The organism is Bradyrhizobium sp. 930_D9_N1_4 (assembly GCF_052076015.1).
Lineage (GTDB): Bacteria > Pseudomonadota > Alphaproteobacteria > Rhizobiales > Xanthobacteraceae > Bradyrhizobium.
In genome coordinates this window covers 132,028-144,825 of the sequence record NZ_CP197236.1, presented here as the reverse complement: position 1 = coordinate 144,825, position 12,798 = coordinate 132,028, and the positions used below count along the sequence as shown (strand labels likewise).

Here is a 12,798-nt window from a genome sequence, read left to right as displayed (position 1 = left end):
AAGCCTTTGACTATGTGATGGTGCTTAAGAATCCATCAATGTTTGTGCGGCGCCACACTAGTCCTTCAAAACCGCGAAGCAAGGGCGGGCGTCGCATTTTGCGATTGCGAGAGAAGGGGGAATAGGCGAGAAGAGCCCCGCTTTTCCAGCCGAAATGGACCGTAAATATGTCAGATGCAATACGGGCAGTGATCCTCGGTATCATCGAGGGTGTGACCGAGTTCCTTCCCGTGTCTTCGACGGGCCATCTGCTGCTTGCGGAGCGTTTCTTCCATCTCGGCGACGGCGCGTTCTGGGATTCGTTTACCGTTCTGATCCAGCTTGGCGCGATCCTCGCGATCGTCGTGCTCTACTTCAAGAAATTGTGGGATGTGGCGATCGGCATGTTCACGGGCGACGCCGATGCACGCCGCTTCGTGATCGGCGTGCTGGTGGCGTTCCTGCCGGCCGTGATCGTCGGTCTCGTCGCCGGCAAATACATCAAGAGCCTGCTGTTCAACCCGTGGGTCGTGTGCTTCTCGCTGATCGTCGGCGGCGCCATCCTGTTGTGGGTCGATCGGCTCGACCTCAAGGCGCGCGAACATGACGCCACCAAATTTCCGCTGCTGATGTACCTCTATATCGGCATCGCGCAGTGCATCGCCATGATCCCGGGCGTGTCGCGTTCGGGCGCCAGCATCGTCGCGGCGATGTTCCTCGGCGCCGACAAGCGCGCGGCGGCGGAGTTCTCGTTCTTCCTCGCCATCCCCACCATGATCGGCGCGTTCGCCTACGACTTCTACAAGAACCGCTCCGAGATGACGATGGACCACATGGGCATCGTCGCGATCGGTTTCGTGGTGTCGTTCATCACCGCGATCATCGTGGTGAAGACGTTCCTGAGCTACGTCACCCGCCACGGCTTCACCGTGTTTGCCTGGTGGCGCGTGATCGTCGGCACCCTCGGCCTGATCGCGCTGGCGCTCGGCCGTTAACCTCTCGAAAACTCGCTGATACGCCGCAACGTAAAATAAGCTTTTGATCGGTAGGCAGTTTCCAGAGCGGGGCGGCGCGCGCCCGGCACAGGAGCTGAACCATGACCCTCGTCAGCGGCTGGGGGCGTTTCCCGGTCGTCGATAGCGACGTGCTGCGCCCGCGCTCGTTCGAGGCGGTGGGCGAGGCCGTGGTGGCGGGCTCGGTGGCGCGGGGCAACGGCCGCGCCTATGGCGATGCCGCGATCGGCGTCGTCAGGACGATCGGGATGACGGGGTTCGACCGGGTCCGGTCGTTCGATCCCGCGACCGGCCGCATCCGTCTCGAAGCCGGCGTGCTGCTGTCGGACCTGATCGAGACCTTTGGCCCGCGCGGTTTCCTGCCCTTCGTCGTGCCCGGCACGCGGTTCGTCTCGGTCGGCGGCGCCATCGCAGCCGACGTGCACGGCAAGAACCATCATGGCGAGGGCGGCTTCGGCCGCTATGTCGACAGCATCCTGCTGCGGACCGGGCAGGGCGACATCATCGAGACCTCGCGCGAACAAAATTCCGATGCCTTCTTCGCGACCGTCGGCGGCATGGGCCTCACCGGGGTGATCCTCGAAGCGACGATGCGGCTGCGGCCGGTCGAGACGGGGTGGATCCGCGAGCGCCTGATCTCCGCATCCGATCTCGACGCCGCGATGCGTGCGCTCGAGGCGGGCGATGCCGCGACCTATTCGGTGGCATGGATCGATTGCGCCGCGCGCGGCCGCGATCTCGGCCGCTCGCTGGTCTATCTCGGCGAGCACGCTGGCAAGGACGAGCTCGCGGGCGGTGCCGCCGTCTTTCCCGTCGGCAAGAATCCGGGCCTCAGCGTGCCCATCGACCTGCCGTCGATGACGCTGAATCGCACCAGCATCCGCGCCTTCAACGAGCTCTATTACCGCATGGGCGCACGGCGCGCCGGCGGCGATCACTTGGTCTCGCTCTACCCGTACTTCTTTCCGCTCGACAGCATCGCCGACTGGAATCGCATCTATGGACGGCGCGGCTTCCTCCAGCATCAATGCGTGATCCCGGAGCAGGGCGCGCGCGCCGTACTCGGCGACATCCTCGACCGCGTCTCCAGGCGCGGCGATGCTTCCTTCCTCGCGGTGCTCAAGAAACTCGGCCAGGGCGACGGCATTCTGTCGTTCCCGCTGCCCGGTTACACGCTGGCGCTGGATTTCCCGCTGAAGGGCGACATCCTGAACTTCCTCGACGAGATCGATCGTCTCGTCGTCGCCGCCGGTGGCCGGCTTTATCTGGCCAAGGACGCGCGGCAGTCGCGCGCAACGTTCGAGGCCGGCTATCCCGCGCTGTCGCGCTTCAAGGCGATCCGCAAATCGCTCGATCCCGCAGCAAGCATCCGCTCAAAGCTTTCACAACGCCTGTTCGATGAGGTCTAGGCCGTGACGTCACGCAAAACCGTTTTGGTGCTCGGTGGCTCCTCCGACATCGGCCGCGCCGCTGCACGCGCCTTTGCCAAGGCCGGCTACGACGTCGGCCTCGCGGGCCGCGATATCGCCGCGCTGGAGCCCGACGCCGCCGATCTGCGCGCGCGCTACAACGTCGAGATCGGTCTCCATCAATTCGACGTCCTCGACACCGCCGCGTTCGAGGGCTTCGTCGGCGCTCTTCCCGCGTTGCCCGATGTCGTCATCTCGATCGTCGGCCTACTCGGCGTGCAGCAAAATGCGGAGAGCGATCTCGCGCACGCGACCACGATCATGCGCTCGAACTACGAAGGTCCGTCGCTGATCCTCGGCCTGTTTGCGGAGAAATTTCTGGCGCGCGGCAACGGCACCATCGTCGGCGTGTCGTCCGTGGCCGGCGATCGCGGGCGCGCCTCGAATTACGTCTACGGCTCGGCGAAAGCCGGCTTCTCCGCTTTCCTCTCCGGCCTGCGCGCCCGTGCGAGCCGCGGCGGCGTTCACGTCGTCACGGTGAAACCCGGCTTCGTCCGCACCAAGATGACCGAAGGCATGAAGCTGATCGGCCCGCTCACCGTCGAGGCGCCCGTCGTCGGCGATGCGATCCTCGGCGCCGTCGAAAACAAGACCGACGTCGTCTATGTCAGCGGCAAATGGCGTCTCGTGATGCTGATCATCAAGACGCTGCCGGAAGCGGTGTTCAAGAAGCTGAAGTTTTGAGGTGGCGCTGCGCTGACGATGCGCTCCCTCGCCCCGTTCTTACGGGGAGAGGGTTGGGGTGAGGGGCCTCTCTCCCCATGCGAGGTCGTCGAGAGACCTGTACCCCCTCACCCGGATCGCGCCGGACTATGCTTCGCATCGCCGGGGGCGATCCGACCTCTCCCCGCAAGCGGGGCGAGGTGGAGAAGAGCCCTACGCGCTCTTGCGCTGGAACTGACCCTGCGGGCGGAAACGCCAGAGATATTGCGGAGCGATCGCTTCGAGCGAATCGGCGGTGATCCCGAGACCTTCGAGCGTCAGCCCGGCAGCCTTCGCCGCATCCGACACCACATTGTCGCGTGCGAGCAGCGTGACCTGGTCCGGCGTCAGCTTCAGCGCGCCCGGCGCGAATTGCAGGAAATTGGCCTGGAAACGGGCAAGGCCGAACGGCAGCGGCACCAGTGCCGGCTTGCGGTCGGCGATGGCGACGATGGCCTCGATGATCTCGCGCATGGTCAGCACTTCCGGCCCGCCAAGCTCGTAGGTCGCGCCCGCCTTGGCCTTGCCGTCGACGGCATCGGCGATCGCGGTGGCGACGTCGCCGACATAGACCGGCTGCATCTTCGTGTCGGCGCCGATCAGCGGCAGCACCGGCGACATCCGCGCCAGCGCCGCAAAACGGTTGGTGAACTGGTCCTCGGGGCCGAACATCACGGACGGGCGGAAGATCGTCGCCGACGGCACCGCCGCCAGCACGGCGGCTTCGCCGGCCGCCTTGGCCCTGGCATAGCGCGAGGGTGATTCGGCGTCGGCGCCGATCGCGGAGACATGGATCAGGCGCGCGCCTGCGGCAGCCGCCGCCTTGGCGACGGTCTCGGCGCCCTTGGCCTGGACGGCGTCAAAGCTCTGCGCGCCGCCCTCGGCCAGAATGCCGACCAGGTTGATCACGACATCCGAATCACGCACCGCCGCCTCGATCGAGGCGGGATAGCGCAGATTGGCCTGGACGACGTGGACCTGCCCGACCTTGCCGGAGGGCTGGAGGTATCCGGCCAGTTCCGGCCGCCGCACCGCGGCCCGGACCCGGTAGTCCCGCCGGCACAGCGCGCGGACGACATTCCGGCCCAAAAACCCCGATCCGCCGAAAACCGTGACGAGAGTTTCCAGATTCGATGCCATGGGAGCCAATCCTGCGGGAAGAGTGCGTGATATCAGGCTTCTACCGGTCCGGTTTGCGATGCGCAATCGGCAAGCCGAACCATGAATTGACAACGGCGTCACCGAACCGTAGTAACCGCCTCCGTGCCCCAAACGGCATGCCCAGGTGGTGGAATTGGTAGACGCGCTGGCTTCAGGTGCCAGTGGCTTAACGGCCGTGAAGGTTCGAGTCCTTTCCTGGGCACCACTTTCCTTTCGGATGCCCTTCAAGGCGCAGCCCAAGGTTAGTGGACGGTCTCCATAGTGGTGGCCGGGTGCGCAACAATGTTGCGGAATCGATCCAGGAATCGATGAATGCTCGGCGAAGCCCTCTTCCCACTGACCGCTGCGATAGTGATATTGGTCTCGACGGGTTCGCAAGGATTGTGATTTCGTTGGTGGAAGCGCCAAAGGAATTTGGGACTATGGCAACGCTCGACATCAGTCGCTTGACGCCCAAGGAGCGGCTCGACCTCATCGGTGAGCTTTGGGACAGTCTCTCCGCGGCCGACGTGCGGCTGACCCCTGCGCAGGAGGCCGAGCTGGACCGTCGGCTTTCGACTTTTGACGCGCACTGCCGCGATGCGGTTCCCTGGGAAGATATCGACGCCGAGCTTGAGCGCCGGTCACGATAAGTGGCCAAGCTCCTTTTACGCAAGCGGCGCGGGCCGACCTCGCCCTCACACCACCCGTCTCCCCGCCCGCTCCGCCACCCCCTTCTGCACAAAATACATCATCACCATCGTGATGATCGTCGTCGTGACGACGACGTAGCCGATCCGCTCGAAATGCAGCAGCGAGCCATCGGGCTGCTGCGAGATGATCGCCGCGGCGAGCACCGAGCCTAATCCGCCGGAGAGCTGCTGCAATGACGCGCTGACTGCACTGAACGAGCCGCGCTGGCTCTGGTCGGGGATCGCCGAGATCAGCGCCTGCGACGGGATCATGCGCGAGAAGATGCCGACGAACATCAGCACGTTGACGGTGATCGCGGTCGCGAGCGAGACGTGGCCGAGATGGGTGTAGATCAGCACCATGATGACGGTCATGACGCAGCCGAACACGAAGGTCGGGTATTTGCCGAACGCGTCGCTGGCGCGGCCGACCAGCGGTCCCGTGACGATGCTGAACAGGCCGGAGACGAGATAGATCGTCGGCAGATGCGCCATGTCGATGCCGATATTGTTCACGGTGAAGGCGCTGGAATACGGCATCAGCATGTATCCGCCGGTCGCCAGCAGCGTCGTGACCGCGAAGGCCAGCGTGTAACGCGGCTCGGCGACCGTCGCGATCAGATGATGGAACGGGTTCTTGTCCTGCTTCAGCTTCAGATGCGCGTCCACCGGCTCCATGGCGAACGCGATGACGGCGATCGTGACGATCGACAGGCCGACGATCGCGACGAAGCAGACGTGCCAGTTCCAGTGATTGGCGAGAAACAGCCCGGCGGGAACGCCGAGCACCTGGCTTGCGGCGAATGCGGTCTGCACGAAGCCCATCACGCGGCCGCGCAGATGCAGCGCAAACAGATCGGTGACGATGGCCAGCACGACCGAGCCGATCACACCGCCGAACAAACCGGTCACGATCCGGGCGAGCAGCAGCACATGGTAAGTCTGCGCCGCGGCGCAGAGCAGGGTGCCGAGCGTGAAGCCGACATAGAAGAACAGCAGCAGTCGCTTGCGATCGAATCGATCGGCAAAGCCGGCGGCGAGAATGCCCGATAGTCCCGCGCTGAACGCGTAGGCCGACACCGCGACGCCGAATTGGGTGGCCGTGATGTCGAGCGCGGGCATCAGGATGGCGCCGAGCGGCGACATGATGATGAAGTCGAGGATGATCGTGAACTGCGTGAACGCGAGCAGCGCGATGAGGAGCGCCTGGTAGCGCGAGAAGCCGCGTGGGCGTTGCTGGGGGTCGTCGAGAGGCGCGGCGAGCGTCTGTTCGGTCATTTGTCTCGATTCATGGCGAGCGGGGAGAGAACTGGCAGATAGGGTGGGCCGGGGCGATTTTCACGGGCCCGCATGCCACGAGCCCTGCTCGAACACGAAGCTCGCGGCGGGTGTGGGATCCGGGCAACAGCCTGGTGGGCACAAGCGCGAGTCTCCCTAAAGACACAGCTTGCAGCTTTGAAGGCCGCTAAGCCGGCATTCACGCCTGGTTAACGCCGGATTAACGCCCGGATTGACGGCGGTGCTCATTCTTCCCGCGCCCTCTTCCCAACAGCGAGTTGGGAGACGGCGGGGGAGAACATGAACAATTCAGCCAAGGCTCCAACACGAACAGCCGTTTTCCTTGCGGCCGCGCTTGTTGCCGTGATCGCGACCTTTGCCGGCGTGCCGCAGGCTCGAGCTCAGTTCGTGTGCGTCGACACCGCGGCCTCTGCCCAGGGCGCAACGGCAACCGGATCAGGCGCTAATTTCGCCTGCGGGACCAACGCCAACGCCACCGGCACAGGCGGCAACAACAGCGCGATCGGAGCCGGCGCAAATGCCAGCGGCAACGTCAGCGGCAATCTCGCTGTCGGCCTCGCCAACGCCAGCGGCAATACCAGCGTCAATACCGCGGTCGGGGACAACGCCAATGCCAGCGGCAACAACAGCGTCAATACCGCGACCGGCGAATCCGTCGCCAACGGCAACAACAGCTCCAACACCGCCAGCGGTTTTGACGCCCTCGCCAATGGTGATGGCAGCAAGAACGTTGCGATCGGGTCGAGCGCCCATGCCAGCGGCGTCGGCAGCAGCAATACCGCGACGGGGGCCGGCGCCAATGCCGTCGGCAACGCCAGCAACAACCTTGCGTCCGGGGTCGGCGCAAACGCCAGCGGTAACACCAGCTCCAACGTCGCGAGCGGTTTGAACGCCAACGCGAGCGGAGCCGGAAGCCGAAACGTCGCGACCGGCGACGGCGCCAACGCGAGCGGCGCCGGCAGCTTCAACGCATCGACCGGCTACCTTTCCGATGCGAGCGGCGCCAATGCCGGGAATACCGCGACGGGGCCTGGCGCTCTGGCGAACGGCGACGGCAGCCGGAACGTTGCGACCGGGTTCAGCGCCGCCGCCAGCGGCGTCGGCAGCAACAATACTGCGATGGGGGCCAGCGCCAACGCCACCGGCAACGCGAGCAACAACCTTGCGTCCGGGGTCGGCGCCAACGCCAGCGGTAACATCAGCTCCAACGTCGCGAGCGGTTTCAACGCCAATGCGAGCGGAGCCGGAAGCCGAAACGTCGCGACCGGTGACGGCGCCAACGCAAGCGGTGCCGGCAGCTTCAACGCATCGACCGGTTATCTTTCCAATGCGAGCGGCGCCAACGCCGGGAATACCGCGACGGGGCCTGGCGCCCTGGCGAACGGCGACGGCAGCGCAAACGTCGCGATGGGGCTTAACGCCAACGCCAGTGGAAACGGCGTCGCCAATACCGCGGTGGGCAACGGCTCCAACGCCACGGGTGCGAATTCATCGGCGTTCGGCAACGGCGCGTCGGCGACTTTCGCCAATTCCACCGCGATCGGCAACGGCGCCAGCGCGACGCGCGCGAACCAGCAGGTCTATGGCACCGCCGCCAATACCTACACGATGGCAGGCATCGCCTCGGCCGCGAGCACGGCCGCGCAGTCCGGACCGACGCAGCTCGTCACCACGGATGCTTCCGGCAATCTCGCCTCCTCGTCGCTGGCTGCGCTCGGGCTTGCTAGCTCCGGCGACATCGCCGGTATCAACGGTCAGCTCGCGGGCATCAACGGCCAGCTCGCCGGCATCAATTCGCGCCTCAACGACCTCGACGGCCGGACCGGCAAGGCGATCAACGGTGTCGCAATGGCCTTTGCGATGTCCGGCTCGCCGTGGCTGATGCCGTCCGAGAAGATTGCGGTGACCGCGAATTGGGGCACGTTTCAGAATACCAATGCACTCTCGATGAGCGCGGCGCTCCGCATCAGCGAGCACGTGCAGGCCAGCGGCGGCCTCACTTATGGCACGAATGGCGGCGGACTGGGCGGACGCGTCGGAATGCGCGTCGGCTGGTGACGGCAGGCGCGGTGATTCCATGCACCTGATCGCGCGTGCGCTGATCGCGTCGATGCTGCTGTTGGCCTGTGCGGGCGACAGGGCGGCGGCTCAACAGAAGACACCTGCGCCGGCGGCCGCTCCCGCGCAGCCGTCGCTGCCTGTCACGCTGGAGCAGGCGCTCTACCTGATCCGCTCGACGCTGCTTACGCTCAACGACGCCAACCGGACCGGTAATTACACCGTGCTGCGCGATCTCGCCGCGCCCGACTTCCAGGCGCGCAATACCGCCGCCGATCTCGGGCTGAATTTTCTCGACCTGCGGCGTCGCAATTTCGACCTCTACGGCGCGGCACTGCTGGCGCCGCAATTCACCGAGGCGCCGTCGCTCGACCAGCGCGGAATGCTGCATCTTGCAGGTCACATTCCGACCCAGCCGCAACAGATCAAATTCGATCTCATGTTTCAGATCGTCGCCGGACAATGGCGCCTGTTCGGGATCGCCATCGCCACGCCGGAATCCGCATCCGCACAGCCGCAAGCCCAGGCGGCACCCGCGAAGCCGGTCGCGTCCGTGCAGAAGAAGTCACCATGAGTCACCGATCAGCCGCACCGGCGCAGCCGCGCGGCCAACAGATTCGCAGCCGCGGCCGTCATCGGCTGGAATTCTGGATTGCTCCCAGGACGGAACTCGAAAAGGAAATCAGGTTCATGATGTTTCGAATGATGATCGCGGCGACGCTGCTCGCGGCGACCACCGCAGGCCCGGCCATGGCTTACACACATGCGCCGTCGCTGAGCAGCATGGTGGCGAAGAAGGCCACGCCGCCGGCTCCGAAGCCTGCTGCCGCGCCCAAGCCGCCTGCGCCCGCTCCCGGCAAAAAGCCGTAACCGTCACACCCGTGTGTTGAACAGCGAGGTCGCCGTAGATCCGGCGGCCTCGCTGTCGTCAATCGTTTGCAGCAGCATTCCGTGTAAGCCCATCATGCGCGCGCGCCTTTTTGTTCGAGACGGATGCGAGCGCATTCCATCACGGTGCTCACGCGTGCCATCGATCAACCGTGCCCTCTTGGCGCTCACGCTGGCGATTGCCTATGTAGCAACCGCCTCCTCCGCCGTGAGGGCCGCCGAATCCGCTCAGGCCGACTGGTCGCTGAGCGCCGATCAGGAGCTGCGCTATTCCAGCTGGAGCGGAACGAGAGGTTTTCCCGCCGGCGGCTCGACGTCGCCGGGTGCAGGTGCGCAGCTATATGCGCCGCTCACGATCCAGGCGACCGGGCAACCGCTCGACGATACGAAAGTGGAGCTGCTGGCCAAGGGCGGCTCCGTCTGGTCGCGGCAATCGACGCCCGGACTGAGCGGCACGTTGGCGACGACGACCGATACGGTCGTCTCGGGGACCGCGACTTATCTCGGCATTCCCGGCATTCAGCCTTTCATCGCCATGAACCTGAACCTTCCCACCGGAACGACGGCGCTCTACGGCATCACCGCGAATGCACGGATGGATCCCGACATCGTCGACCTCGCAACATTCGGCGAAGGGTTGAACATGGGCCCGACCATCGGCGTCAACATTCCCATCGGTGACGCGCTGATCCTGACATTCGGCTCCGGCTATACCTGGCGCGGCGGATACCGCATGGAAGCGCTGCTCGATCCCACGGCACCGGAGCAGGCAACCACATTGGTGGGGCCGGGCCGGATCGCAACGCAGAGCGCATCGCTGGGCTACCAGCAGGCAAACCTGACCCTGCTGGCTTCGGCGTCCTACGCCCACGAAACCACGACCTATCTCGATCACGTCGCATCCTATGTGCTGGGTGACCGTTACACGATCTCCGGCACGGTCGGGTATGCATGGACGCCATGGTCGAGCACGGCGTTTACGGCGACATGGACGAATGCCGAGAAGAACAGGGTCCTCGATCCGGACCTGATGGCTGTCGTTCCCGAATCGTTTCGCTCCAATAGCGCCGTGTACCGGTACCGCCTCGAGCAAAGCTTCACGCGCGACAACTGGACTGTCGCGCCGATGGTGAACTACATGCGGCGCGATCAGAACGCCTACAATCCGGTCACGCAGCAGTTCATTCCGGCAAAGACGCGCATCGGCACCGGCGCCTCTGCGCAATACGCGATCAGCGAGGGAATGTCGCTGAAAGCGAGTGCGGAGCATTTCTGGATCAATGAGAACCTCACCGAGCTGACGCCGGACCTTCGTGTTCGCGGCTGGATCGCGATGTTCGGCGGGAGCATGAAATTTTGACGCGCCATATCATCAGATCGAGCAGCCTTGCTCTTGCCGCATCATTCGTCGCCGGCTTGGCGATGTCCGATCCGGCGCAGGCACAAGCAAGATGCCCCGAGGGCAGGACGGCCGGCGGCAAATGCGTCAATGGCGGGCTCGCTAGGTCGATGCGCCAGCGCGCGATCATCTTCACGCAGCCGAAGCTGTCCTACACCGGCGCGTCGGCCTCGCAGAGCCGTGGCGAGAGCCAGGACACGGGCACGCCGAGATCGATCGAGCGGTCTTACGACAAGTATGGACCGCCGCCTCCGCGGCCCCTGCCGGCCGTGGTTCCGACATTGCCGCCCGTGCCGCCAACTCCACCACCGCCACCACCACCACCTCCTCCGCCTGTGACGTCCGATCAGCGGCTCAAGCGGGATATCTTGCGGCTCCGGTGTCTCGACAGCGGGATTTGCCTCTACCGGTTTCGCTATCTCTGGGACGATACGTTCTATGTCGGGGTGATGGCCCAGGAGGTCGAGCGGGTCGCGCCGAACGCCGTGGTGCACGGTCCCGATGGCTATCTTCGTGTCCGCTATGATTTGCTCGGACTGCAATTTCGCAAATGGGGCGAACGAACCCGTGACAGGACGTGACGGACGTCCGGGTCGCATATCTGTCTTATCCATCTGACAAAGCATAAGTTTTGGCTGCGTCTGCCAGGCGTTCCGTTCCGATGTCCGGTTACGCCTCGACGCCCGATTAAGCCGCCCTTAGTGAATGCCGCCTAGGCTCGCGGCCGTCCATTTCCCTGCTCCCCGGCCTCCTTCGTCTTCGGGCTGGCTGTGTTGCGGCAATAGAGCGTTTTCGGATGGAGCAGCCTGCCTGGCAGTACGATTCTGGCGTCCCGACATCGTCGGCAACGCCGGCGGCTGCGCGGACGCTCGTCATCGATCTCGAAGGCGCCCTGCTGCGGTCCGAACTGCTGATGGAGGCGCTGTTCTCCAGCCCCGGGCGCCTGCTGGCCCGCTTCGGTGCGGGGGGACGGCCTGGCATGGCGGCGCTCACGGATATCCTGGCGCAGGCCGAACTCGACTACGCCCATCTGCCCTACGAGCCCGATGTGCTGAACCAGGCGCTGGCGGCACGGGCGCGGGGCGGGAAGATCTATCTCGTTGCGGGCCGCTTTCCCGGTCATGCCGCAGGCATCGCCGCGCATCTCGGCTTTGACGGCATCGTGACGCCGGCCGATCTCGCCGCAGGCAACAAGCTGCCATTCGATCGCGCATCGATCGACCGCATCGACAACCAAACCCGCAGCCGCGCGAGTCTCAAGACCTGGGCGAAGGCGCTGCGGGTCTATCAATACGCCAAGAACACGCTGGTGTTCGTGCCGGCGCTTACCGCGCATCAGATGAATCTTGCGACGCTCGGCTCGGCGCTGCTGGCATTCATGGCGTTCTCGGCCTGCGCGTCGGGCGCCTATCTGATGAACGATTTGCTGGATCTCGCCGCCGACCGGCAGCATCCGACCAAGCGGCATCGCGCGCTTGCGGCAGGAGATTTGCCGATCTCGTCCGCGCTGCTGGCGATCCCTGCGCTGTGGCTGTTCGCGGTCACGGCCGCCCTCGCCATCTCGCCGCTGTTCCTCGCCGTGCTCGGCGGCTATCTCGCCACCACCATCGCCTATTCGCTCGTGCTCAAGCGCAAGATGCTGGTCGACGTCGTCACGCTCGCCGGCCTCTACACGCTGCGCATCATCGCAGGCGCCGTCGGTGTCGGCGTCGTGCTGTCGGAATGGCTGCTGATCTTCTCACTGTTCGTGTTCACCTCGCTGGCGCTAATCAAGCGTTTCAGCGAGCTCAGCATGCGCGAGACCGCGGGCCTCGCCGATCCCTCCAACCGCGATTACAGGATCACCGACCTCCACATCATCGGCGCGATGGCGGCCGCAAGCGCGATGAACGCGGTGACGGTGTTCTCGCTATATGTCTCGTCGTCAGCGGTGATGCCGCTCTACAGCCGGCCCTGGATGCTGTGGCTGCTCACCCCGCTGCTGCTCTACTGGTTCGGCCGCGCCTTGATGATGGCGCATCGCCGCGAGATGCCCGACGATCCCATCATCTACGCCTTCCGCGACGGCCCGAGCCGCACCACGGTCGCGGCGATGATCTGCATCATGCTGGCCGCCATCTGAGCCGGCGCTTGCGCGGCCCGCTTCCAGTGGCTACATC

At 65.0% G+C, this 12,798-nt stretch carries 12 protein-coding genes and 1 tRNA gene; 11 read left to right on the top strand and 2 right to left on the bottom strand.

Annotation, left to right across the window (positions count from 1 at the left end; all coding sequences use genetic code 11):
- The first annotated feature begins 167 nt into the window (after positions 1 to 167).
- From AB7532_RS00650 to AB7532_RS00640, 3 genes are all read left to right on the top strand, one after another.
- Positions 168 to 974, top strand: coding sequence for an undecaprenyl-diphosphate phosphatase (locus AB7532_RS00650; protein WP_441232918.1), 807 nt, complete (start codon positions 168 to 170; stop codon positions 972 to 974).
- Positions 975 to 1,075: 101 nt separating this feature from the next.
- On the top strand, positions 1,076 to 2,401 hold the full coding sequence (locus AB7532_RS00645; RefSeq protein WP_441232917.1) for an FAD-binding protein: 1,326 nt from the start codon (positions 1,076 to 1,078) through the stop codon (positions 2,399 to 2,401).
- A gap of 3 nt (positions 2,402 to 2,404) precedes the next feature.
- Positions 2,405 to 3,145, top strand: coding sequence for an SDR family oxidoreductase (locus tag AB7532_RS00640; protein WP_441232916.1), 741 nt, complete (start codon positions 2,405 to 2,407; stop codon positions 3,143 to 3,145).
- Between the two features lie 192 nt (positions 3,146 to 3,337).
- Here AB7532_RS00640 and AB7532_RS00635 read toward each other — a convergent pair whose 3' ends face one another.
- Positions 3,338 to 4,303: a complex I NDUFA9 subunit family protein gene (locus AB7532_RS00635; protein ID WP_441232915.1), complete on the bottom strand. Its 966-nt coding sequence runs from the start codon at positions 4,301 to 4,303 to the stop codon at positions 3,338 to 3,340.
- A 139-nt stretch (positions 4,304 to 4,442) separates the two neighbouring features.
- Here AB7532_RS00635 and AB7532_RS00630 point away from each other — a divergent pair.
- Together AB7532_RS00630 and AB7532_RS00625 are read left to right on the top strand one after the other, a co-directional pair.
- Positions 4,443 to 4,529 (top strand) — tRNA-Leu (locus tag AB7532_RS00630).
- Between the two features lie 217 nt (positions 4,530 to 4,746).
- A complete protein-coding gene (locus AB7532_RS00625; protein WP_441232914.1) occupies positions 4,747 to 4,956 on the top strand; it encodes an addiction module protein in 210 nt (69 codons plus the stop codon).
- Positions 4,957 to 5,001: 45 nt separating this feature from the next.
- On the opposite strand, the gene AB7532_RS00620 is transcribed toward AB7532_RS00625, so the two are convergent.
- Entirely contained in the window at positions 5,002 to 6,273 is a 1,272-nt protein-coding gene (locus AB7532_RS00620; RefSeq protein ID WP_441232913.1) for an MFS transporter, read from the bottom strand.
- Between the two features lie 300 nt (positions 6,274 to 6,573).
- Between AB7532_RS00620 and AB7532_RS00615 the strand changes: the two genes are divergently transcribed.
- The 6 genes from AB7532_RS00615 (at position 6,574) to AB7532_RS00590 (ending at position 12,761) form a co-directional block, all read left to right on the top strand.
- On the top strand, positions 6,574 to 8,352 hold the full coding sequence (locus AB7532_RS00615; protein WP_441232912.1) for a YadA family autotransporter adhesin: 1,779 nt from the start codon (positions 6,574 to 6,576) through the stop codon (positions 8,350 to 8,352).
- A gap of 19 nt (positions 8,353 to 8,371) precedes the next feature.
- Positions 8,372 to 8,926, top strand: a complete 555-nt coding sequence (locus tag AB7532_RS00610; RefSeq protein ID WP_441232911.1) for a hypothetical protein — start codon at positions 8,372 to 8,374, stop codon at positions 8,924 to 8,926.
- Between the two features lie 116 nt (positions 8,927 to 9,042).
- On the top strand, positions 9,043 to 9,222 hold the full coding sequence (locus AB7532_RS00605; RefSeq protein WP_441232910.1) for a hypothetical protein: 180 nt from the start codon (positions 9,043 to 9,045) through the stop codon (positions 9,220 to 9,222).
- A gap of 154 nt (positions 9,223 to 9,376) precedes the next feature.
- Entirely contained in the window at positions 9,377 to 10,600 is a 1,224-nt protein-coding gene (locus AB7532_RS00600; protein WP_441232909.1) for a hypothetical protein, read from the top strand.
- Complete coding sequence (locus tag AB7532_RS00595; RefSeq protein WP_441232908.1) at positions 10,597 to 11,220, top strand: tail fiber domain-containing protein; 624 nt, start codon at positions 10,597 to 10,599, stop codon at positions 11,218 to 11,220. The genes AB7532_RS00600 and AB7532_RS00595 overlap by 4 nt, the downstream gene beginning before the upstream one ends.
- A 215-nt stretch (positions 11,221 to 11,435) precedes the next feature.
- Entirely contained in the window at positions 11,436 to 12,761 is a 1,326-nt protein-coding gene (locus AB7532_RS00590; RefSeq protein ID WP_441232907.1) for a UbiA family prenyltransferase, read from the top strand.
- The last annotated feature ends 37 nt before the right edge of the window (positions 12,762 to 12,798 follow it).

Excerpts from the sequence above, each read along its gene's own strand:
- AB7532_RS00610 (WP_441232911.1), top strand. The coding sequence starts at position 8,372 with ATGCACCTGATCGCGCGTGCGCTGATCGCGTCGATGCTGCTGTTGGCC.
- AB7532_RS00620 (WP_441232913.1), bottom strand. The coding sequence starts at position 6,273 with ATGACCGAACAGACGCTCGCCGCGCCTCTCGACGACCCCCAGCAACGC.
- AB7532_RS00615 (WP_441232912.1), top strand. The coding sequence starts at position 6,574 with ATGAACAATTCAGCCAAGGCTCCAACACGAACAGCCGTTTTCCTTGCG.
- AB7532_RS00635 (WP_441232915.1), bottom strand. The coding sequence starts at position 4,303 with ATGGCATCGAATCTGGAAACTCTCGTCACGGTTTTCGGCGGATCGGGG.
- AB7532_RS00645 (WP_441232917.1), top strand. The coding sequence starts at position 1,076 with ATGACCCTCGTCAGCGGCTGGGGGCGTTTCCCGGTCGTCGATAGCGAC.
- AB7532_RS00605 (WP_441232910.1), top strand. The coding sequence starts at position 9,043 with ATGATGTTTCGAATGATGATCGCGGCGACGCTGCTCGCGGCGACCACC.
- AB7532_RS00625 (WP_441232914.1), top strand. The coding sequence starts at position 4,747 with ATGGCAACGCTCGACATCAGTCGCTTGACGCCCAAGGAGCGGCTCGAC.
- AB7532_RS00650 (WP_441232918.1), top strand. The coding sequence starts at position 168 with ATGTCAGATGCAATACGGGCAGTGATCCTCGGTATCATCGAGGGTGTG.
- AB7532_RS00590 (WP_441232907.1), top strand. The coding sequence starts at position 11,436 with ATGGAGCAGCCTGCCTGGCAGTACGATTCTGGCGTCCCGACATCGTCG.